The sequence below is a fragment of the Pseudoalteromonas sp. S1610 genome (genome assembly GCF_005887465.1).
Taxonomy (GTDB): Bacteria; Pseudomonadota; Gammaproteobacteria; order Enterobacterales; family Alteromonadaceae; genus Pseudoalteromonas; species Pseudoalteromonas undina.
In genome coordinates this window covers 113,460-134,560 of sequence record NZ_PNDI01000010.1, presented here as the reverse complement: position 1 = coordinate 134,560, position 21,101 = coordinate 113,460, and the positions used below count along the sequence as shown (strand labels likewise).

16 protein-coding genes and 2 pseudogenes are annotated in these 21,101 nt (G+C 40.3%); 11 read left to right on the top strand and 7 right to left on the bottom strand.

Annotated elements, in window-relative coordinates; genetic code table 11:
• Positions 1–8 precede the first annotated feature (8 nt).
• Positions 9–1,394, bottom strand: a complete 1,386-nt coding sequence (gene trhP, locus CWB77_RS05360) for a prephenate-dependent tRNA uridine(34) hydroxylase TrhP (protein ID WP_138621689.1) — start codon at positions 1,392–1,394, stop codon at positions 9–11.
• 365 nt (positions 1,395–1,759) lie between these two features.
• Positions 1,760–3,085 carry a methyl-accepting chemotaxis protein gene (locus CWB77_RS05355; RefSeq protein ID WP_138621687.1) on the bottom strand — a complete coding sequence of 442 codons (1,326 nt, stop codon included), beginning with the start codon at positions 3,083–3,085 and terminating at the stop codon, positions 1,760–1,762.
• Between the two features lie 270 nt (positions 3,086–3,355).
• On the opposite strand from CWB77_RS05355, the gene ndk reads away from it, so the two are divergent.
• The 9 genes and pseudogenes from ndk (at position 3,356) to der (ending at position 13,366) form a co-directional block, all read left to right on the top strand.
• Entirely contained in the window at positions 3,356–3,787 is a 432-nt protein-coding gene (ndk, locus tag CWB77_RS05350; protein ID WP_008111339.1) for a nucleoside-diphosphate kinase, read from the top strand.
• 183 nt (positions 3,788–3,970) lie between these two features.
• Complete coding sequence (rlmN, locus tag CWB77_RS05345; RefSeq protein WP_010389431.1) at positions 3,971–5,101, top strand: dual-specificity RNA methyltransferase RlmN; 1,131 nt, start codon at positions 3,971–3,973, stop codon at positions 5,099–5,101.
• 114 nt (positions 5,102–5,215) lie between these two features.
• Positions 5,216–6,115: pseudogene (gene pilW / locus CWB77_RS05340) on the top strand (type IV pilus biogenesis/stability protein PilW); the annotation flags it as partial.
• Positions 6,116–6,487: 372 nt separating this feature from the next.
• On the top strand, positions 6,488–7,357 hold the full coding sequence (locus CWB77_RS05335) for a RodZ domain-containing protein (protein ID WP_138621685.1): 870 nt from the start codon (positions 6,488–6,490) through the stop codon (positions 7,355–7,357).
• 5 nt (positions 7,358–7,362) lie between these two features.
• Positions 7,363–8,481: a flavodoxin-dependent (E)-4-hydroxy-3-methylbut-2-enyl-diphosphate synthase gene (gene ispG, locus CWB77_RS05330; protein WP_008111348.1), complete on the top strand. Its 1,119-nt coding sequence runs from the start codon at positions 7,363–7,365 to the stop codon at positions 8,479–8,481.
• Positions 8,482–8,668: 187 nt separating this feature from the next.
• Complete coding sequence (gene hisS, locus CWB77_RS05325) at positions 8,669–9,949, top strand: histidine--tRNA ligase (protein WP_010389440.1); 1,281 nt, start codon at positions 8,669–8,671, stop codon at positions 9,947–9,949.
• Between the two features lie 44 nt (positions 9,950–9,993).
• A complete protein-coding gene (locus CWB77_RS05320) occupies positions 9,994–10,614 on the top strand; it encodes a YfgM family protein (protein ID WP_054201417.1) in 621 nt (206 codons plus the stop codon).
• A gap of 10 nt (positions 10,615–10,624) precedes the next feature.
• The gene (bamB, locus tag CWB77_RS05315; RefSeq protein ID WP_138621683.1) at positions 10,625–11,803 is read left to right on the top strand and encodes an outer membrane protein assembly factor BamB; all 1,179 of its coding nucleotides are present in this window, start codon (positions 10,625–10,627) and stop codon (positions 11,801–11,803) included.
• A 93-nt stretch (positions 11,804–11,896) separates the two neighbouring features.
• Positions 11,897–13,366 carry a ribosome biogenesis GTPase Der gene (gene der, locus CWB77_RS05310; protein ID WP_138621681.1) on the top strand — a complete coding sequence of 490 codons (1,470 nt, stop codon included), beginning with the start codon at positions 11,897–11,899 and terminating at the stop codon, positions 13,364–13,366.
• Between the two features lie 54 nt (positions 13,367–13,420).
• Here der and CWB77_RS05305 read toward each other — a convergent pair whose 3' ends face one another.
• Positions 13,421–13,927, bottom strand: coding sequence for a TFIIB-type zinc ribbon-containing protein (locus CWB77_RS05305; RefSeq protein ID WP_010389445.1), 507 nt, complete (start codon positions 13,925–13,927; stop codon positions 13,421–13,423).
• A 40-nt stretch (positions 13,928–13,967) separates the two neighbouring features.
• A pseudogene (locus tag CWB77_RS18785) lies at positions 13,968–14,141 on the bottom strand (DUF4202 domain-containing protein); the annotation flags it as partial.
• A gap of 202 nt (positions 14,142–14,343) precedes the next feature.
• On the opposite strand from CWB77_RS18785, the gene CWB77_RS05295 reads away from it, so the two are divergent.
• Together CWB77_RS05295 and CWB77_RS05290 are read left to right on the top strand one after the other, a co-directional pair.
• Entirely contained in the window at positions 14,344–16,071 is a 1,728-nt protein-coding gene (locus CWB77_RS05295) for a DUF885 domain-containing protein (protein WP_138621679.1), read from the top strand.
• A gap of 131 nt (positions 16,072–16,202) precedes the next feature.
• On the top strand, positions 16,203–17,513 hold the full coding sequence (locus CWB77_RS05290) for a DASH family cryptochrome (protein ID WP_008109580.1): 1,311 nt from the start codon (positions 16,203–16,205) through the stop codon (positions 17,511–17,513).
• A gap of 40 nt (positions 17,514–17,553) precedes the next feature.
• Here CWB77_RS05290 and CWB77_RS05285 read toward each other — a convergent pair whose 3' ends face one another.
• The 3 genes from CWB77_RS05285 to CWB77_RS05275 form a co-directional block, all read right to left on the bottom strand.
• On the bottom strand, positions 17,554–18,012 hold the full coding sequence (locus CWB77_RS05285; protein ID WP_138621677.1) for a TlpA family protein disulfide reductase: 459 nt from the start codon (positions 18,010–18,012) through the stop codon (positions 17,554–17,556).
• Positions 18,013–18,074: 62 nt separating this feature from the next.
• Positions 18,075–20,030: a hypothetical protein gene (locus tag CWB77_RS05280; RefSeq protein ID WP_138621675.1), complete on the bottom strand. Its 1,956-nt coding sequence runs from the start codon at positions 20,028–20,030 to the stop codon at positions 18,075–18,077.
• Positions 20,031–20,150: 120 nt separating this feature from the next.
• Positions 20,151–21,029, bottom strand: coding sequence for a LysR family transcriptional regulator (locus CWB77_RS05275; protein ID WP_138621673.1), 879 nt, complete (start codon positions 21,027–21,029; stop codon positions 20,151–20,153).
• Between the last annotated feature and the right edge of the window lie 72 nt (positions 21,030–21,101).

The window sequence follows — 21,101 nt, the reverse complement described above, 5'->3', positions numbered from 1 at the left end:
TTTACCCGTTAAACAGCTTGTTTGAAAGGATTGCGGGTGTCTTGGTTTTCATCCAAGTTGCGCATCAGTATGGCGTGCTCTAAATCGATAGTGTCAGGCAGTGGAATTTTTACGATATGGCCAGAGCCTTTAGCATCAGTAATACTTTCGCCTTTTTTGTTTTCCATACTCTCAAGGGTAAAGCTAATATTGCCTTTTGGCGTCATTAGCTCTAATGAATGACCAACACAAAATTTATTTTTTACATCTATTTCAACTAAACCATTAACATTACGACCAAGTACTTCACCTACAAATTGCTGCTTGGTAGAAACTGAATGGCCGTATTCGTAATTATGATAATCTTGGTGGGCGTGGCGCTTTAAAAATCCTTCGGTGTAACCACGGTGCGCTAGGTTCTCAAGAGTTTTGAATAAATCAGCATCGAATGGTCTACCTGCAACGGCGTCGTCAATCGCTTTACGATACACCTGAGCGGTACGCGCAACATAATAAAATGACTTAGTACGCCCTTCTATTTTTAAGCTATGCACCCCCATTTTTGTTAGCTGCTCTACGTATTGCACGGCGCGTAAGTCTTTTGAGTTCATGATATAAGTACCATGCTCGTCTTCAAATGCGGGCATGTATTCACCCGGGCGGCCTTGCTCTTCAAGCATAAATACATCGTTACTTGGCGCGCCTTCACCTAACGTAGGTATAACCGTTTTAGGATCGATTTTATGTACCATTTCACCGGTTTCGTTCTCAGTGCCAGGTTTAACATCGTATTCCCAACGACACGCATTAGTGCACGTGCCTTGGTTAGGATCGCGCTTATTAATATAGCCTGAGAGTAAACAGCGCCCTGAATAGGCCATACACAGAGCACCATGGACAAATACTTCTAGTTCTGTTTCTGGGCATAAAGAGCGTATTTCACTTATTTCTTCAAGCGATAACTCACGAGATAAAATTACCCGTTCAATCCCCTGCTTTGCCCAAAACAATACGCTTGCGTAGTTTACTGCATTGGCTTGAACCGACAAATGAATTGGCATATCGGGCCACTTTTCACGTACTAGCATTATTAAACCCGGATCGGACATGATCAATGCATCCGGCTTCATAGCAATTACTGGCTCTATATCACGTAAATACGATTTCACTTTCGCATTGTGTGGGGCAATATTCGACACTACATAAAACTTTTTATTCAGCGCATGCGCTTCGTTAATCCCTGTTTGTAATGTATCTAAATCAAATTCGTTGTTGCGAACCCTTAAACTATAACGAGGTTGGCCCGCATATACAGCGTCGGCCCCATAGGCAAAGGCATAACGCATGTTTTTTAAGCTACCTGCTGGGCAAAGTAGTTCAGGAATAAACGGGGTTGAAGAAGTAACTGCTGACATGTGCGCTCCATACATCGAACCGAGTTCAAGTCGGTTGCATGAATAATTATACCAACCCGCAATAATACTTAATCATTTTACGGGGCTAAACGTGTCGCTACCTGCGTTAAAAAAATCTCATTTACGACTGCATGGATGCAGAAGGTAGAGCAATGCAGGAGCAATTGCCGAGAACAACTAAATAGCAATTTTTTTGCCTAGCTATCAACACGTTTTTCCAGCCTCAAAATAGACCACTTAATTAAGCGAATTGGTATTAAGGAAAATAAACCGCGCAAGTATAATGAGGGGGCAAAAGAGAAACCTTGATCAAGATCATCAAAATTTCTCTTCTACGATAATAAATGAAGAGCAGCAGATTTAAGTTATTTTTTACTGCTTAATTGGTTCGAGAATTGACTAACGGCATCAACAACTTGTTGCGCGCCTTTTTTAATATCACTCATTACATCACCAGATTCTTTGGAAAGGTCTAAGCCTTGTTGCGCTTTATTTTTACCTTGCTCAATTACAGCAACGGTTGATTGAGTTAAATTTTGGTTTTGCTGTACAACATCCACTATTTCTTCGGTAGCTTTACTGGTTCTTGAAGCAAGTAAACGCACTTCATCAGCCACCACAGCAAACCCACGGCCTTGCTCGCCAGCACGCGCGGCCTCAATAGCCGCATTAAGCGCCAATAAATTAGTTTGATCAGCAATGCTGCTAATACTCTGCACTATGCTCGCAATAAGTTGCGATTGTTTATCTAATGCTGAAATTTCTTGAGCAGCTTGCTCCATTTGTACCGACAATTCGTTCATAACCTGTACAGTTTTTTGTACCACCTCCGCGCCTTTATCCGCGTTATTGTCGGTTTCGATAGAAGTGCCATGCGCAATATTTGCCGCTTGCTCTGTGGCCAGTTCTCTTTCTACTTGATCAGTGATCACCGTGGCAAATTTTACTACTTTGTAGAGCTCATTGGCTTCATTAAAAATCGGATTATATGATGCTTCTAACCACACCTCATGACCGTGCTTATCAATACGTTTAAATCTGCTCGCAATAAACTCGCCATTGCGCAACCGTTGCCAGAAGACTTGATACTCTTTACTACTCGCTTCTTGCTCATCACAGAACATACCATGATGTTTGCCCACCACATCTTGTCTTGAATAACTCATACTTTTTAAGAAGTTGTCATTAACACGCAGAACCATACCCTGAGTATCGAACTCAATAACCGCTGTTGAACGATGCAATGCTTTGATTAAATCTTCGTTTTCTCTCGAGCTTTCAATTATTTGTGTAAGCACAGTGCAATGCAGGGTTAAATAGTCAAGCTGACCTTGCTCATTTTTTATCGGGTGTAAAATACAGCGTAACCAATCTCGTTGTCCGTTTTCGTGAGATACTTGAATAGCGCCAGCAAAATGTTCGGCTTTACTTAACGCTTTTTTAAAGGCATGAAAATCAGCGTTATTTCTCGCATTTTCTGAGATGAAATCTAAAATGTTTTTATTAATTATTTTATTATTTGAGTAGTTAAACTCTCGCTCAAAGTTTTTATTTTGTCTTAAAATAGCGCCTTGTTTATCAAGCTCTAATACCAGCATTTCACTGTCTAAACTTTGCTTAACCTGCTCCCTTACAGAAAGCTTACTTTGTAAATCAGCAATTTGAGTTTTTAAAGGTTGGTTGAAAAACATATTTTTACCTTAAAGTTTGCATGTATTCTTCATGCATTTGGAGTCGATAGACGCATTGATAATCGCTATGACTAAAAAAATACAAATCAGATGTGGCACTAATTTATAAACTCATATTAACGTTATAGCCACTTTTTTAGTTCAGTTAAGTATAGGTTGTTAAATTAAAATATTCGTCAACGTAGAATAAATTAGGTTTTTTTAACTAAAACGCGTATAATTCGCGCCCGTTAATATTCAACCTTTTATTTAAATTATTGGAGCACAAAGATGGCTTTAGAGCGTACTTTTTCAATCGTAAAACCTGATGCAGTTGCTAAAAACCACATCGGCGCAATCTACAACCGTTTCGAAACTGCGGGTCTTAAAATCGTTGCAGCTAAAATGGTTCACCTTTCACAAGAGAAAGCTGAAGGTTTCTACGCTGAACACAGCGAACGTCCTTTCTTTGGCGCTTTAGTATCTTTCATGACTTCTGGCCCAGTAATGGTTACCGTTCTTGAAGGCGAAAACGCTGTTCTTAAAAACCGTGAAATCATGGGTGCTACTAACCCTGCTGAAGCACTAGCTGGCACTTTACGTGCAGACTACGCTGATAGCATCGACGAAAATGCGGTTCACGGTTCTGACGCTGTTGAATCTGCTGCTCGCGAAATCGCGTACTTCTTCGCTGACGAAGAACTTTGCCCACGTACTCGTTAATTCGAGTTCACAGCTAACCCTGTGATGCAAAGTATGAAAAGGGCTTTCGAGCCCTTTTTTAGTCATTAAGTAAAGTATTAGCCGTTTATTTATGATGTTTTACTTAATGATTATAGTGGATGAATTGTGTACAATTCGTCCTTGTAAATTTTTACCATCACCGCCACCGATTGAGGTTGTTACATGACCGAGCAAAAAAAGATTAACTTATTAGATTTAAACCGAGATGCAATGCGAGAGCTATTTGTATCATTCGGTGAAAAGCCATTCCGTGGCGATCAGGTGATGAAATGGATTTATCATTTTGGCGTAGATAATTTCGACGAAATGAGTAACGTAAACAAAAAGCTAAAAGAAAAGCTTAAAAATGAATGCGAAATTGTTGCACCAGAAATATCAGTTCGCCAACAAGCCAGCGACGGTACCATCAAATACGCACTCGTGTTAGAAGGCGGTCAAGAAGTTGAAGCAGTTTGGATCCCAGAAAAAGATCGTGCCACCTTGTGTGTATCTTCTCAAGTGGGCTGTGCACTAGAATGTACTTTTTGCTCAACGGCTCAACAAGGCTTTAACCGTAACTTAAAAGTGTCTGAAATTATCGGCCAAGTATGGCGAGTAGCCAAAGATATTGGCCTAGATGGCAACAGCGAAAAACGTCCTGTCACTAACGTAGTGATGATGGGTATGGGCGAGCCGTTACTTAACGTTAAAAACGTGGTACCTGCAATGGAATTAATGATGGACGACTGGGGCTTTGGTTTATCTAAACGCCGCGTTACATTAAGCACCTCAGGTGTGGTACCTGCCCTTGATTTATTGAAAGAAAAAATAGACGTAGCACTGGCAATTTCATTGCATGCGCCAGATAACGCCCTGCGTGATATTTTAGTACCGATCAATAAAAAATACCCAATCGAAGAGTTTTTAGCTGCATGTCGTCGTTACATTGACGGTTCAAAAGCCAATAAAGATGTGACTATTGAATATGTAATGCTTAACGGTGTTAACGATAGTACCGATCAGGCTCATGAACTGGTTAAAACGTTAAAAGGAACACCATCGAAGGTTAACCTTATTCCATTTAATCCATTCCCAGGTAATGAATATACTCGTTCAAGCAACAGTCGAATTGATCGCTTCTCTAAAGTATTACAAGCTGCGGGGATTACCTGTATTGTTCGTCGTACCCGAGGAGATGACATTGACGCTGCCTGCGGCCAGTTAGCTGGCGATGTTGTAGATCGTACGAAGCGTATGGCAAAAAAGAAAATGCGTGATGACAATGCAATTGCAGTAAATATTCATCAAGCCTAATTTTTTGAGTAATCAAAAGCCTTTGTGATATATCGTTTATTTTTAAATAAATGATGCAACACAAAGGCTTTGAGGTAAGATAGAGGTTATGGATATAAATAAAGAGACAAAGTAATGCGATCTTTACTTACGTTAGCACTATCAACACTGTTTTTAAGCGGTTGTGTTACCGAAAATAGTTACAACGGCAGCGATAAACCGGTCCTCGAGAATAAAATTAATAACGATGGTGCAGCTCGCACGCGCATAGCATTGGCATTACAGTATTTAAATACAGGCAATAACTCTCAAGCTAAATATAACTTAGAACGTGCCAGCGAGTACGCCCCAAACTTACCCGAAGTACACTACTCTTTAGCATACTATTACCAACAAGTTGGCGAGAACGGATTAGCCGACAAAGCCTATCAAAAAGCGTTGGCCATTAAGCCAAATGATCCTAACACCTTAAACAACTACGGCACGTTTTTGTGCAGTATTAATGAGTATGACCGCGCCACCGATCAGTTTTTAAAAGCGATTGAAATACCTAGTTATATTCGTGTAGCGCAAAGCTATGAAAATTTGGCTCTATGTGCCATTGAGTTTAACGATTTCACCAACGCCGAAAGCTATTTTCAGCAAGCACTAAACCATAGTTCACAACGCGCATCTACATTAATAAGCTTAGCCGCTTTATATTACGCAAAAAGCGACTTGTACAAAGCCAGCAACTTAATAAAACGTTATGACGATACCGCGCAAGTTTCTTCTCGCGCTTTATTGCTTGGCTATTTGGTTAAACAACGAATGGGTAAAATTGAAGAAGCAGAAAAAATTGCGACAACCTTATTACAAACCTACCCTAGTAGTATGCAAGCTAACGCTATTCGCGATAACCAGTTAAGACGAACAGAATTTGAAGTACTACGTGAAAAATATCGCCAAGCACAGTTAGATGAATTACAAGAAAGCAATAATAACAATCAAATTATTGCTGAGCCGAAAATAAAGGTTATTCGTAAAAAAAGCCCAGTACCGGCTTCAAATAGCGAAGCGTCAGGTGAGCAAACAAAAAAAATACGCTAGATAATTACACACCTTTTAGCTGTAAACCAAAATATAGCCTTGAGGATGATGTGTAAAAGCCTGTTTTAGGGTAAAGCAATTTAGCATTTCAGTGTGATACAATGCTAGACTACTACGAATAAGGTGTATTAAAGGACTTAAAAACACATAAATTTTATCTAAACACGGTATAGTTTTTAAGATATTGAATGTAGTCCCTTTTTATAGTGCGCCTTAGTAACAAGAATTAACGAATACCAAAAAATAAAAACGAAGTCTTACTCTGGTTGTTAAGCCAAAACATAAACTTTTACTAGTGGATCCAAACTGATACACATTATGAATGAAGATAATACACAACCGCAGAACGATGAACCCTCTGTAGGTCAAATACTAAAAACACATAGAGAAAATGCAAACATTAGCCTTGCTAAGATTGCATCATTATTAAAGTTGACTGAATCGCAAGTTCAACATATTGAAAACGACGAGTATCATTTACTAGGCGCAAAAACATTTGTTAAAGGCTACATAAAAAATTATTGTCGCACGCTAAACATTGATAGCACTACTATTTTAACTATGCTGCCTGCCTATAGCACATCAGATAAGCCCGTAGATATGCAAAGCTTTTCAAGACGTACAGAAAAAGAAGCGCATGACAGCCGACTAATGACGGTAAGTTATTTAATTTTAGCCATTGTTATTGGCTCATCAGCCGTATGGTGGTGGCAAAATGCAATGCCTATTGATGAACAAACTAACACTATTAATGCAAATAACTCGCTCATCTCGGAGCAACAAGAAAGCACAAAACTGTTAGCAGAAGCTGCCGATGAAGCACAATCAAATGAGATTGAGCCTGCACCACAAGCAAACTCAACCGTATTCAATGAACAACAAACAATTCAGGCTGCTCCCCTAAACGATACACAAAGCCAAAGTGAACCAACAAGCAGTGATTTAAGCACTATTATTATGATGTTTAATGACGAAAGCTGGGTTGAAATCCACGATGCCAACGATGAGAAAATTGCATTTGGTGTAAAAAAAGCAGGCTACGAAATGACCTTGACTGGTGTAGCGCCTTTTTCAGTGGTATTAGGCAAGCACGATGTTGTTCGTATTACCCTAAATGGTGAGCCAGTTGATATTTCGGCTTTTCCTAAAAACCGTTTAGCTAAATTTAAATTACCCTTAGCAGAGTAGTCGCTATGTTTTCAGAATCTCCTATAAAACGCAGAAAATCCACCCGCATTAATGTGGGTAATGTTCCAATTGGTGATGGTGCACCAATTGCAGTGCAGTCAATGACTAACACAGACACAATGGACATTGATGCCACTGTAGCTCAAATTCAAGCGATTCAAGATGCCGGTGCTGACATAGTCCGTGTATCTGTTCCAACTATGGATGCCGCTGAAGCATTTAAAAGTATTAAAGAGCAGGTATCGATACCGCTGGTTGCTGATATTCACTTTGACTACCGCATTGCATTAAAAGTAGCAAAGTATGGCGTTGATTGTTTACGTATTAACCCAGGAAACATTGGCAGTGAAGAGCGTATTAGAGCGGTTGTCGACTCAGCCCGTGAGCACAACATTCCAATTCGTATTGGCGTAAATGGTGGATCACTTGAGCGCGACCTACAAGAAAAATACGGCGAGCCAACACCTGAAGCCTTACTTGAGTCGGCTATGCGCCATGTAGATATATTACGTCGCTTAGACTTTGACCAATTTAAAATCTCGGTGAAAGCGTCAGACGTATTTTTAGCGGTTGGCGCGTATCGTTTACTTGCAAAAGAAATCGACCAGCCACTGCATTTAGGTATTACCGAAGCAGGCGGCATGCGCTCTGGTTCAGTTAAATCGGCCGTTGGTTTAGGCATGTTATTGGCTGAAGGTATTGGTGACACGCTGCGTGTATCACTAGCAGCGGATCCAGTTCAAGAAATAAAAGTAGGCTTTGATATATTAAAATCATTGCGTATTCGTTCTCGCGGCATTAATTTTATTGCTTGCCCTAGCTGTTCACGCCAAGAGTTTGATGTAGTAAGCACCATGAATCAACTTGAAGAGCGTTTAGAAGATATTATTGAGCCAGTTTCAGTGTCAGTCATTGGCTGTGTGGTTAACGGACCAGGCGAAGCATTAGTGAGTGATATTGGCCTTGCCGGCGCAAACCGTCGCTCAGGTTTATACATTAATGGCGAACGCCAAAAAGCCCGTATTGATAACAATAATATTGTTGATCAACTTGAAGGCTATGTACGCGATTTCATTGAACAGAAGCAACAACAAACTCCAATCGACATAAAAATCGTAGAGTGATGTGTTGTTACAACACTATGTATTTAAATGACCTTTTTTAGTCGCGGTATTCACAACGTAGTATAAATTACGTACGCTCCGCTACGCTCGCAATTACCTTATAGTTAAGGTTATAATGCAGGGTCGATTTTTTAGTTTTACGTGGTTGCAGCCCAGGGTTGCACATAAACAGATTTAGGATTTATCAGTGGCAAAACAAATTCAGGCAGTTCGCGGTATGAACGATTGCCTGCCAGGCGATACGCAAGTTTGGCAGAAAGTAGAACACATTTTACGCGAGACCGTATCATCGTTTGGTTATCAAGAAATTCGTTTTCCAATTGTAGAATCAACCGACCTATTTAAACGCTCTATTGGTGAAGTAACCGATATAGTAGAAAAAGAAATGTACACCTTTGCCGATCGTAACGGCGACAATTTAACCTTGCGCCCGGAAGGGACTGCAGTGTGTGTACGTGCAGGTAACGAAAATGGCCTGTTATACAATCAAGAACAACGCCTTTGGTACATGGGCCCTATGTTTCGCCATGAACGCCCACAAAAAGGTCGTTACCGTCAATTTCATCAGTTTGGTTTAGAGACTTTTGGTATTGCCAGCGCCGATATTGACGCCGAAGTTATTTTACTCACGGCGCAACTTTGGGAAGCATTTGGCATTACTGACCATGTGCGTTTAGAACTTAATTCATTAGGTTCAAACGAAGCTCGCGCACAATACCGCGATGCCTTAATCGCCTTTTTAGAACAACATACCGATGTACTAGATGAAGATTCAAAACGTCGTATGTACTCTAACCCACTGCGCGTTTTGGATACTAAAAATCCAGATATTCAGGCAATCTTAGTCGATGCACCAAAGTTATCTGAACATTTAGATGCTGAATCAAAAGAACATTTTGAAAATTTATGTGAACGATTAGATGCCGCAGGCGTCAAATACACGGTTAATGAAAAGCTGGTACGTGGCTTAGATTATTACAACCGCACTGTATTTGAATGGGTAACCGACAGCTTAGGTGCACAAGGTACTGTATGTGCTGGTGGTCGTTATGATGGTTTAGTAGAACAATTAGGCGGTAAATCAACCCCTGCGGTAGGTTTCGCGATGGGTTTAGAGCGCTTGGTTTTACTGCTTCAAGCACTTGAATGTGTAGGTGACATACGCCGTAGTGCTGATGTATATTTAGCAGCTATGGGCGACAAAGCCAGTATTCAAGCGCCTATAATTGCATCTACCTTACGTCGTGATGTACCTGGATTACGCGTAATGGTGCACGCTGGCGGTGGTAACTTTAAAAAACAACTTAAACGTGCTGATAAAAGCGATGCTCTCGTCGCAATTATTATCGGTGAAGATGAATTAGAGCAAGGCGTTGTGACTATTAAATACTTACGTGAACGTAAAGAACAAGTCACACTAGAACTAGAACAAGCTAAAACGTTACTTGCAGAACTAATTAATAGCTAAATTATATAAAGCGTAAGTAGTGAAGCGCTTTAACAGAGGTAAGCATGGAAATTTATTCAACAGAAGAACAACAAGCAGAAGCAATTAAACGCTTTTTTCGTGAAAACGGCCTTTCACTAGCGTTAGGCGTTATTGTTGGTTTAGGTGGTTTATATGGCTGGAAAGCATACAACCAAAATCAAATAACGACTGCAGAGCAAGCATCTGATGCATACACTAAGCTTGTTGAAAGCGACAGCGTATTAGCTTCTGCTGATGCATTTATCAGTGAAAACAAAGACACTCAGTACGCAACTCTAGCGGCATTTGTTGCTGCAAAAGAAGCTGTAGATGCCCAAAACTTAGATTTAGCAAATGAAAAATTAAGCTGGATTGTAACTAACGTTGATAACGCCCAGCTTAAAGCCATTGCAACAACACGTTTAGCACGTGTGCAAATTGCTCAGCAGCAATACGATGATGCATTGAGTACATTAAATGCTCCTCTTCCTGAAGCATTTAACGCAAATGTGGCTGAATTAAAAGGTGATATTTACACTCAACAAGGCAATAAAGAGCAAGCACGCGTAGCTTACCAAGCTGCTGTTGATGCCGGCGGATTAACGAGTAATCCTCTTTTACAAATTAAGTTAGATGACCTAGCAGTAACTAGCCCAGCGGCATAAGGTTTTAGGCATGAGAAAAATAACAACAGCAACGCTTGCCCTATGTATGGCAACCCTGATGGGGTGTTCTTCAAGTGATGACGAAGAAGAACTGGTGCTTCCAGAAATAGTCAATCAATTTGAAACTGATGTGGTATGGCAAGAATCAATTGGTAGTGGTGTAGAGCATTACTTTTCACGCTTATCACCTGCTGTTTATAAAGAGACAGTGTATGTTGCTAGCCGTGAAGGCCAAGTAGAAGCCTTATCACTTGCCAATGGCGATACCCAATGGGAAACCGACGTTCGCCAAGATTTATCGTTTTGGCCTTGGAGCGATAACGATAGTGCAAAATTATCAGGCGGAATATTACAAGCTTATGGTAAAATCTATTTAGGCTCTGAACATGGTTATGTAATTGCACTTGACCGTGAGACTGGTAAAGAAGTCTGGCGTAAAAAAGTACCCGGCGAATCACTCTCTAAACCCGCTGCAGGCGATGGCTTAATCTTTGTAAATTTAGCCTCAGGTAAGTTACTTGCGCTTCACCCTGATACTGGTGAAGAACGCTGGAGCTTTGAGCAAGAAGTGCCACCGCTGACTTTACGCGGTCAAAGTTCACCTACTGTGGCTAACGGTGGTGTGTTACTAGGGCTAGAAACAGGTAAGTTAAGTGTTTTAATTTCTGAGAGTGGCTACTCGGCATGGAGTGCAGAAATTGCAGTGCCAAAAGGCGCATCAGAGTTTGAACGTTTAGTTGATGTAGATACGCAGCCGATCATTAGCGGTCCATTTGCTTACGCTATTGCATACAATGGTAACTTATCAGCAGTAGATATTCGTTCAGGTAATGTTGTATGGAAACGTGAATACAGCAGCTACCGTGAAATTAGCATGGATTTGCAAACAATTTACGTTGTTGATAGTAACGGCGTTGTTTATGCACTTGATAAAGATTCAGGCATTGAACGTTGGAGCCAACCCGCTCTACGTGGCTGGTACTTAACAGGTCCAGCGGTTGCCGGTAATTATTTAGCGTTAGGTGACCAAGAAGGCAATTTGCATTGGTTAAATAAAGACACTGGCGAGCTAGTATCTCGTGAAGACTTTGACAGCTCAGGTTTTTTTGTTGAGCCCGTTGTCGCTGACGATAAATTGATTCTATACACCCGCGATGGTGAAGTTAGCGCGGTAAAAATACCGAACTAACTGTCTACTATTAGTGTAAGGCATTAATAGTTAATTATTTTTTGTAAGGCTTCGCACTGCGAAGCCTTTTGTTGTTTTTTAAAGAGGTAGTTTATGCTTCCCGTGATCGCTCTTGTAGGGCGACCCAATGTGGGCAAATCCACATTATTTAACCGTTTAACACGTACTCGTGATGCACTCGTTGCCGACTTTCCTGGCTTAACGCGTGATAGAAAATATGGCCAAGCAAATTACGATGGCTTTGAATTTATCGTGGTAGATACGGGCGGTATTGATGGCTCAGAAGAAGGTATAGAAACCGAAATGGCTGATCAGTCATTACTAGCCATTGAAGAAGCGGATATTGTTTTATTTTTAGTTGATGCTCGCGTGGGTATGACAGTGGCTGATCAAGCTATTGCTAACCACTTACGTAAGCAAGAGAAAAAATGTTTTGTTGTTGCCAATAAAACAGACGGCATTGATGCCGACTCAAACTGTGCTGAATTTTATCAACTTTCACTTGGTGAAGTTCATCATATCGCTGCCGCACATGGCCGTGGTATTACTTTACTGCTTGAGCAAACTCTTCAGCCTGTTATTGCTGAACTTGCCGCTCTTGATGAAGATGTAACCGATGACGATGAAGAACTTATCGACTTATATCAAGAAGGTGAAGAAGATGACACCGATCACCAAGCGTTTGCCGACAAGCCGGTAAAGCTGGCAATTATTGGTCGTCCAAATGTAGGTAAGTCAACCCTTACTAACCGTATACTAGGTGAAGACCGTGTTATTGTATACGATATGCCAGGTACAACCCGCGACTCAATTTACATTCCGATGACCCGTAACGACAAAGAATATATTCTTATCGATACCGCTGGTGTGCGTAAACGTAAAAAAGTAAGTGACGTGGTTGAGAAATTCTCAGTCATTAAAACGCTACAAGCAATCGAAGATTGTAACGTCGTGTTATTAGTGGTTGATGCCCGCGATGGTATTTCTGATCAAGACTTAAGCCTGTTAGGTTTTGCGCTTAACTCAGGGCGCTCATTAGTTATTGCCGTGAATAAGTGGGATGGTCTAGATAACTACGTTAAAGACCGTATTAAGACTGAGCTTGATCGTCGTTTAGGCTTTATTGATTTTGCCCGCCTACACTTTATCTCTGCTCTGCATGGTACTGGTGTTGGTCATTTATTTGAATCAGTTGACGAAGCGTATGAGTCGGCAACTAAGCGGATTAGTACTGCTATGTTGCGTCGTATTATGGACATGGCACAGGCCGACCATCAGCCACCACTTGTTCGTGGACGTCGTGTTAAGCTTAAGTATGCGCATGCTGGGGGCTACAATCCGCCACGTATCGTTATTCATGGTAACCAAGTACATGACTTACCTGATAGCTACAAACGCTACCTCATGAACTACTATCGTAAAGCACTAAAAATTATGGGTACGCCAATCAAAATTGAATTTAGAGAAGGCGATAACCCATTTGCAGGGCGCACTAATAAAGTAACCCTGTCGCAAAAACGTAAAATTCGCGCGTTTAGTAAAGAAAACCGCAATAAGTCATAACGATTTTGATTAAGTCAGTTTAATAAAACGGTGTACTTTATAGTACGCCGTTTTTTATGATTCAAAATTAAGTAATGCCAATTGCACCAGCCGTTCAACTGTGGTGCCTTGAAGGTTTTTAGGCGCTTTAGGATAATATTTCGATTTTGGCGTTTTAATAGTTATAAACCCATGATTGGTGGCCATTTCGTGGGCTAGCAGTTTTCGTTCTTTGGGTGTTAAATGGTTTTCATGTATTTTGCTTAATTCGCCACTATCAAGCCATATTCCCGCACAGCTAGGGCACTCATCTATTTCAACTGCTTTTAGCGGTGAAAAATACCTACGCATCATCACTATGCTTGGGCATTTAGGGCAATTTACTCGCATTGCGACTTCACCCTCACCTTCGGCATAATTACTTAAATACTTAAGTAAAACCTGACCATGTTTTAACTCTGGCGAGCTAAATTTAAAAATTTGGCTGTTATCGAAAAAAACGCCTCCTAACGACGATGTATAAACAGTGATACCGCCAACTAATATAGACTCCAATGGTGTATTCGTACGAGGACACAACATTTTCAAAATCCTTTTTATTTTAATACCTAAAGTTAAATAGTTATTCTAACGCTTTGTGTATCAGGCCAATTAGTGGTGTGTGACCTGCCAATACAAACTCATGTGCATTATCTGACATTTTTTTCCAAGTACAGCGAGTAATCCCAATCCATTTTTCTTCATCATAATCGGATTTCGAACCTGCAAAGCTAAGCATGAAATGCTCAATAAATATTTGGGTGTTGGCTATTCGCCTTATCAGTTAGCAAAATACGTTATTAAATATCGCTACTCCAATATGTTTTATTTTAAACACCAGTAAAACAATAAGCTAGACTGCTGTTAAAAACCAACGCATTAATTGAGTGAACTTGTTATTATCGTAAAATAGGCACGCGCATGAATAACAATTAAAACTCTAAAAAGTGAAATTCAACATGTTTAAAAAAACAATTTTAGCTATTTGTTTAGCAGCCACCTCGCTGCCAAGCTTAGCCGACAGTAGCAGCGACTTAACAACCATTATTGATAACCATTGGGAAAATGCGAAAGCAGAAAAAATATTTTTTAGAACCGACCCAGACGGTTGGAAACCAAACGGCACATTACCAAATTGGAGCGAGCAAGCCATTGCTAAGCGCCAAGCTTATAACAACAGCGTACTAAAAAGCTTAGCCAGCATTGACCCAAAAACACTCAACAACGAGCAGCTAATAAACTACCGCTTATTTAAATATGAGCGAGAAACAGAGCAACAAAGCTACCTTTATCAAGATAAGTATTTTCCGGTTAATTTTTTAAGTGGCTGGCATACTTACTTTTCAGAAGCGCCGGCTAACATGGCCTTTTTAACCGCTGATGATTACAACGCATTTTTAATCAGCCTTGGTGATTACCCGCGCTTTAATCAGCAAAATATTGATTTAATGAAACAAGGTATAAAAACAGGGTTTACTCATTATTGTAAAACCTTTGAAAATTACAGCCAAAGCATTAGCGCTCATATAGTTAAACAACCTGAGAATAGCGCCTTATATGAGCCATTTACTCGCATCCCTAATACATTTACTGCAGCGCAAAAAGAAACTTACCAAAATAAAGCTAAAACATTAATTGAAGAAAAAGTAGTTCCTGCTTATCAGCACTTTTACGACTTTTTTAAAAATGAATACATGCCACATTGTAGAGCTCAGCCGGGTATTGCAAGTATTAAAGGGGGCCTTGATTACTACAATTACACGGTTAATTATTACACCACCACTAATGCTACTCCTAAACAAATTCATGAACTTGGTCTAAAAGAAGTGGCGCGCATTAAAGCACAAATGCAAGCCATTATTGATAGCGTTGGTTTTGAAGGCAGCTACAGCGACTTTTTAAAATTTTTAGCAACCGATGAGCAATTTTACGCAAAAGACGCCCAAGACTTGCTAGAAAAAACCGCTTTTATAACGCAAAAAATGTATGGCAAACTCCCCACTTACTTTGGCCATTTACCGCGTAACACCTTTACTATAAAAGGCTCAGCGAGTCGTGGTGCGTTTTATATGCCACCGCCAGATAACCGCTCACCTGGCACTTACTTTTTAGCCTCAACACCTAAATTGCAGCCTTTATATAATTTAGAAGCACTTAGCCTGCACGAAGCTATTCCTGGGCATCATTTACAAAACGCCATTGCAATGGAGTTAGACGTTCCTGAATTTAGACGCACACTGAGTCACTCAGCATTTGGCGAGGGCTGGGCACTTTATACAGAGCGTTTAGGTAAAGAAGCGGGCTTTTACCAAAGTCCATACAGTGACTTTGGTCGTTTAGGCTACGAAATGTGGCGCGCAGTGCGCTTAGTGGTTGATACCGGCATTCATGCCTTTGGCTGGAGCCGCCAAAAGGCGATTGATTATTTGGCTGATCATACCGCCTTGCCACAAAGCGCCGTGGAAGATCAAATAGACCGCTATATTTCATGGCCAGGCCAAGCGCTTTCATACAAAATGGGCGAAATTAAAATACGCGAACTGCGTGCAAAAGCCGAAAAACAGCTAGGCGCTAAATTTGATATACGCAGCTTTCACGACACCGTTATTGGTCAAGGTTCACTTCCTATGGCGGTACTTGAAGATGTAATTAACGACTGGATAGCACAGCAAAAATTAGTTCTCTAGGATACAACGAGAACAAAGTAAGAGGCGGTATTGTTATCGCCTCTTTTTAAAGCCCTATTAAACACCTCAAAACTAATCCCTACCCGTTTTTGCTTCGTAAAATAAATGATTTTAAAAACCAGAGCATAAGTATGAAAAAACGTATTCTGTATTGGCTGCAAAATGATTTGCGCATTGACGACAACCCCATACTCAATGATTTATCACAACAACAATGTGAGTTGGACCTGGTCTTTGTGATTAACCCTGCTTGGTTTAAAAGCAATAACTACCAACAAAAACCCTATGGTGTCCACAAACAACGCTTTTTAATGCAAAGCCTATATGAGCTACAGGAGTCTGTTTTAGAGCTTGGCCAAACTTTACATATTATTGAAGGCGATCCAGTTGAGGTATTAACACAGCGTATTAATGAGCTTAGCATTGACGAAGTTGTATATAGCCAGCAAATAGGTGTATATGAACAGCGCCAAATTAGTGCTCTTAAGTCAAAATGCACGACTGTGGTATTTAAATCTGTGATGCAAGATACTTTATATCAACAACAGCAACTGCCCTTTGAACTAGCTAATTTACCAACCGGCTTTACACCTTTTAGAAAAAAGATCGAAGCGGCAGAAATTAGTTTAGCCACACATACATTTTCAGCGGCAAGATTGCCTCCACCTATTATACTTTGCGCAAAACAACCGATAGAAAAGCCAGCAACAGGGAATACACAATTACTTGGTGGGCATCAGGCTGCGCTTGAGCACTGCCAGCAGTACTTTTCATCGGCTTTACCGAGTAGCTATAAAATCACTCGCAATGAGCTAGATGGCTTTGATAACTCAACAAAATTTAGTAGTTGGCTGGCTTTTGGCTGTATTAGTGCCAAGCAAATTTTTTGTGCAGTAGATGCTTATGAAACGCAGTATGGAGCAAATGAGTCAACTTACTGGATCAAGTTTGAATTGCTCTGGCGTGAGTATTTCAAGTGGCATGCGATTAATGTTAAGCATCAGTTATTTACCTTTAAAGGTAAGAAACAAAGCTCGCCACTTACCACGTTTAGCCCGAATCGTTTTGCTAAATGGTGCCAAGGCAGTACACCTTACCCGTTAGTTAATGCCATTATGAAAGAGCTAAACGCAACGGGCTTTATTAGCAATCGCTCAAGACAAATCGTTGCTAGCTGTTTAGTAAACGAACTACAACTAGACTGGCGTTATGGTGCGGCTTACTTTGAGCAACAGTTAATCGATTACGATGTGGCGTCGAATTGGGGTAATTGGCAATATATTGCTGGAGTTGGTGTTGATCCGCGCGGCGGACGTCACTTTAATTTGCAAAAACAAACCCAGCAATATGATCCGCACGGTGTATACATTGCCAAGTGGCAAGGAAATGAGCATTGCGATGCACAATTAGATGACTTAGACGCCGCTGATTGGCCAGTGTAAAAATAAAACCTCGAACATGATATTGGCTAGCTGACTCTCGTTATAAGCCTAAGGTTAAACCTTGGGCGAGAGTGCCGCTGGGTTTTTCTACTACGCGGTTAACTTCAACCCCGTTATGCTTAACAACAAAAGTGGGGGTATATTGTAAGTCATGCGCTAGAGCAATACCTACCTCATCACGTTTATCATAACCGACTGTAACAAAGGTTATTTTCGAAAGTTTAACCTTCGATTCATCGAGTAACTTTATAAATCGAGGTACTTCACGGGCACTGTCATGACACCACGTACCTAAAAGCACTAACACCTCTTTACCTGCTAGTTTTTGCATCAATGCAACGTCTTGCGGTGTGGGCGAAAATGTTTGGTATTGTTTAGCAAATTTATCGTGCTCGCTTAATAAACGCTTAGCAGAAATAGCGTCCGAGTGTGGTTTGAGCGTTGCATTCACTGCCAGTGGTAAACTCAACATTAAAAGTAAAATTAATTGTTTAAACATAATCTTATACTTCAATAGTGTTTTAGTTACTATACCCACAATCGAGCTTAAGTAAATAAAAGTTACTTGCTTTTATCCATAAAATCATCCACTTGTGATAAAACGGCTAAGTACTCACGTTTGACTTCTTTGTTTTGTTCTAATTTATCTAAATCACCGATTAACGTTACTAATTGCGTATGTGAATAACTCGATGTTGTTCTAAACTCGTTCGACGCCCCCACACCACTGAGTCGTTTTCTTTCATCCATACGATGACTATCTTCATTTTTCTCGAGCCAAATATCGTTAATAAGACGAATATTACTCTCACTGGTGGATGTTTCTTTCAATTCCTTTTTTAGCTCGTATTGAGATATTTCGGGATTAAACTGATACACTTTTTTATCTACATCCACCTCATGAGACTGATCAAGGGCAACTAATTCGTTATTTTTTACAGCGGTACCAATAGTGTAATTTTCTTGTTTATCATAATAATCAGGAGGGATGTCTGAGCGGTTACCTTCTTCATAATTAAAACGCGTGCTCGCCGTTTTATCTTGAGTAACCCCAGTTAACCCTGCTGATTTTTGGTGTTCTGTATTTTGACTCAGCTTTGTGGTGCTTGTTGCTATGTAATCCCCCTGATCCATTGCAAAAGAGAATTTTGCATCAAAATCAGCTAACTTAGAAATACCATCACCTAAGGAATTTTTATTACTACTACCTAGCCCTTGGTAGCGCGGATCTTTGGTGATCATATTGTCAACTAAATTAGCGACAAGCTCGCGTCCATTACTAAACTGCTTTGTAGCAACCGACTCAATTTCACTATAGCGCTCAGCAGCTGATGACATACTACTAAACGCACTTTTAAAAACAGCCAACCCTTGTTTCATCACTTCATCACTTTTGTGACCAAACGCAGAACGTGTACTTTTCTCAGAGCTATTGAGCTGGCTATCTTCTAAGCTTTTATCGAGCGCTTTTATGTATTGTTGCATTTGGCTTTTGTCTTGAGCGCCAATGGTTGACATATCAAGCGAAAAATCAATATTGTTTTGTCCGTTTACCGATTCAAACTCCAGTATTTGCTGCTCAGAATCCTCATCAAGGGTATAACTTAAATTAAGCTCATTATCTATTCCAAGGAGCGCTCCATCAGCATCGCCAGTATTTCCCTCTGACGTTGAAAAGTACAAATCAAAACCCGAAAGTTCTTTATTATCAAAATTGCTCAGAAAACTTAAATCTAAATCAGCTTGGTTTGCGGGTACGTAACGACTGTAAGCGCTTTGTTTAGCCTTAAAAAATTCATCCGCCATTTCTCCAACACCAGAAAGTACTTGCCTTAATGCTTGGTGTTCAGTCTCAGATAAGTCGCCATCTACTTCATAACTTATGCTAAATTCGTCAGTGGTTTCGCCTGTTTCCTCATCATAACCTTGCGCAGAATGAAAGGTGATTTTAATAACATCACCTTCTTTGGTTTTTACCGAAAGCTCAAACCCATAGTTATCATCGTCTTCAAATCGCTCGCGATTAAAGCTTTCCATGAAAGGATTAAGTGAGCGTTCAACACGCTGTTGGCTAGATGCTAAAAATGTTTTTTGATTAAATCCCAGTTGCCCCAAGTTTGATAAAATATCGCTAGTGTTGGCATAAGCACCTTGGATATTTTTTACAGAAGAATTTAAGCGCTCAATTAACTGATCGCTACGTTCGTTTTTTAATAAGCCCTCTTGCTGAGAGCTTATTACCGAACGTAGTGCAACCTCTTCACTAGAGAGCTTATAATTTGAGCCACTGGGTGCGCTGGAAATCGTGAGTAACGAGGATAATTGCTGATTAAGTATTTCATCGACTTGTTGGTCACTAAACTGACTAAGCATTTCATCAGTGATTGTTGCCGAACTTGGCGCTAAGTGAGCACGCGATTGCAAACCTGTGGGCATACTGGTTTGGTTTGAATTATTGACCGATTGGGCAAGCAACGCATTTAAGTTAGCATAATTGCCTTGTAGTTTATTAACCATGATTATCCTTAATCTTTAGTACAATATAAGTACGGTATCGGCCAACGAATTAAAAGCTTTAATTATTTTTTTATTATTCAAATATAAAGTATTAACGCAAAAAACATTTTTTAAAAGTAATTAGCAGGTTTTGGCAAGCAGCGACTTTAATATGTCTGGTACAAATTTTCGCTGCGCGGTAATGGCATAGAAGTGTTCGAAAGCATCGGGTAAACGCTGATATTCAACTAGTAGGCCTTGTTCTATTTCATCCTTTACTACAACTGATGGCAATACCGATAACGCACCACTATCACGGGCAAGTAATCGCAGCATAGCCATATCATCAGCCTCTGCTTTTATTTTTGGCTGATACTGCCAACGAGCACACAAAGCATTAAATGAGTCTCTAATAGCTGAGGTTTTAGCGGGTAACACCCACTGTGCATCCGTGTAACCTGTTGGAAATTGGCCACGTATTTTTTTATCAGCTGGGCCAACTATAGCTAATGGCTGACGAGATACCAACTGACTTTGCCAAAGCTGATCGTAGTGCTCAAGCCCGATGGGTTTATTGGTTAAAACTAAATCCAGTTCGTGCTCTGCCAAACCATTTAGCAGCCCATCCATACGCCCTGCAGTCAGTGAAAATCGTACTTCGTCATTGCTCATTAAGGGGTTAATAAATTCTTCGATAAAGTTACGAGAGAGCGTATTGAGCACCCCGATTGATAAATGCTGAGTTTGGGAAATCACCCCTTTATGAATAAAAGAAGACAGTTCTTCCCCTTTGGTGAATATATCGTTGGCGTACATTTGCACCCGCTTTCCCATATCGGTTAATGCGAGTGTGCGGCCTTTACGTTCAAATAACTCAATATTAATGGTGTGCTCTAATTGTTTTATTTGCGTAGAGAGCGCTGACTGTGACAAATGCAGCTCTTTCGCGGCTTGGGTTAAGTTACCAATACGAGCAACCGACCAAAAATAATATAAGTGATGATAATTTAAACGGCTCATTATTGTTCTCTTTTATAGAACATTTATATGCATTATATCTATTTTTATTTAGTTATCTAGTTTGCCATACTT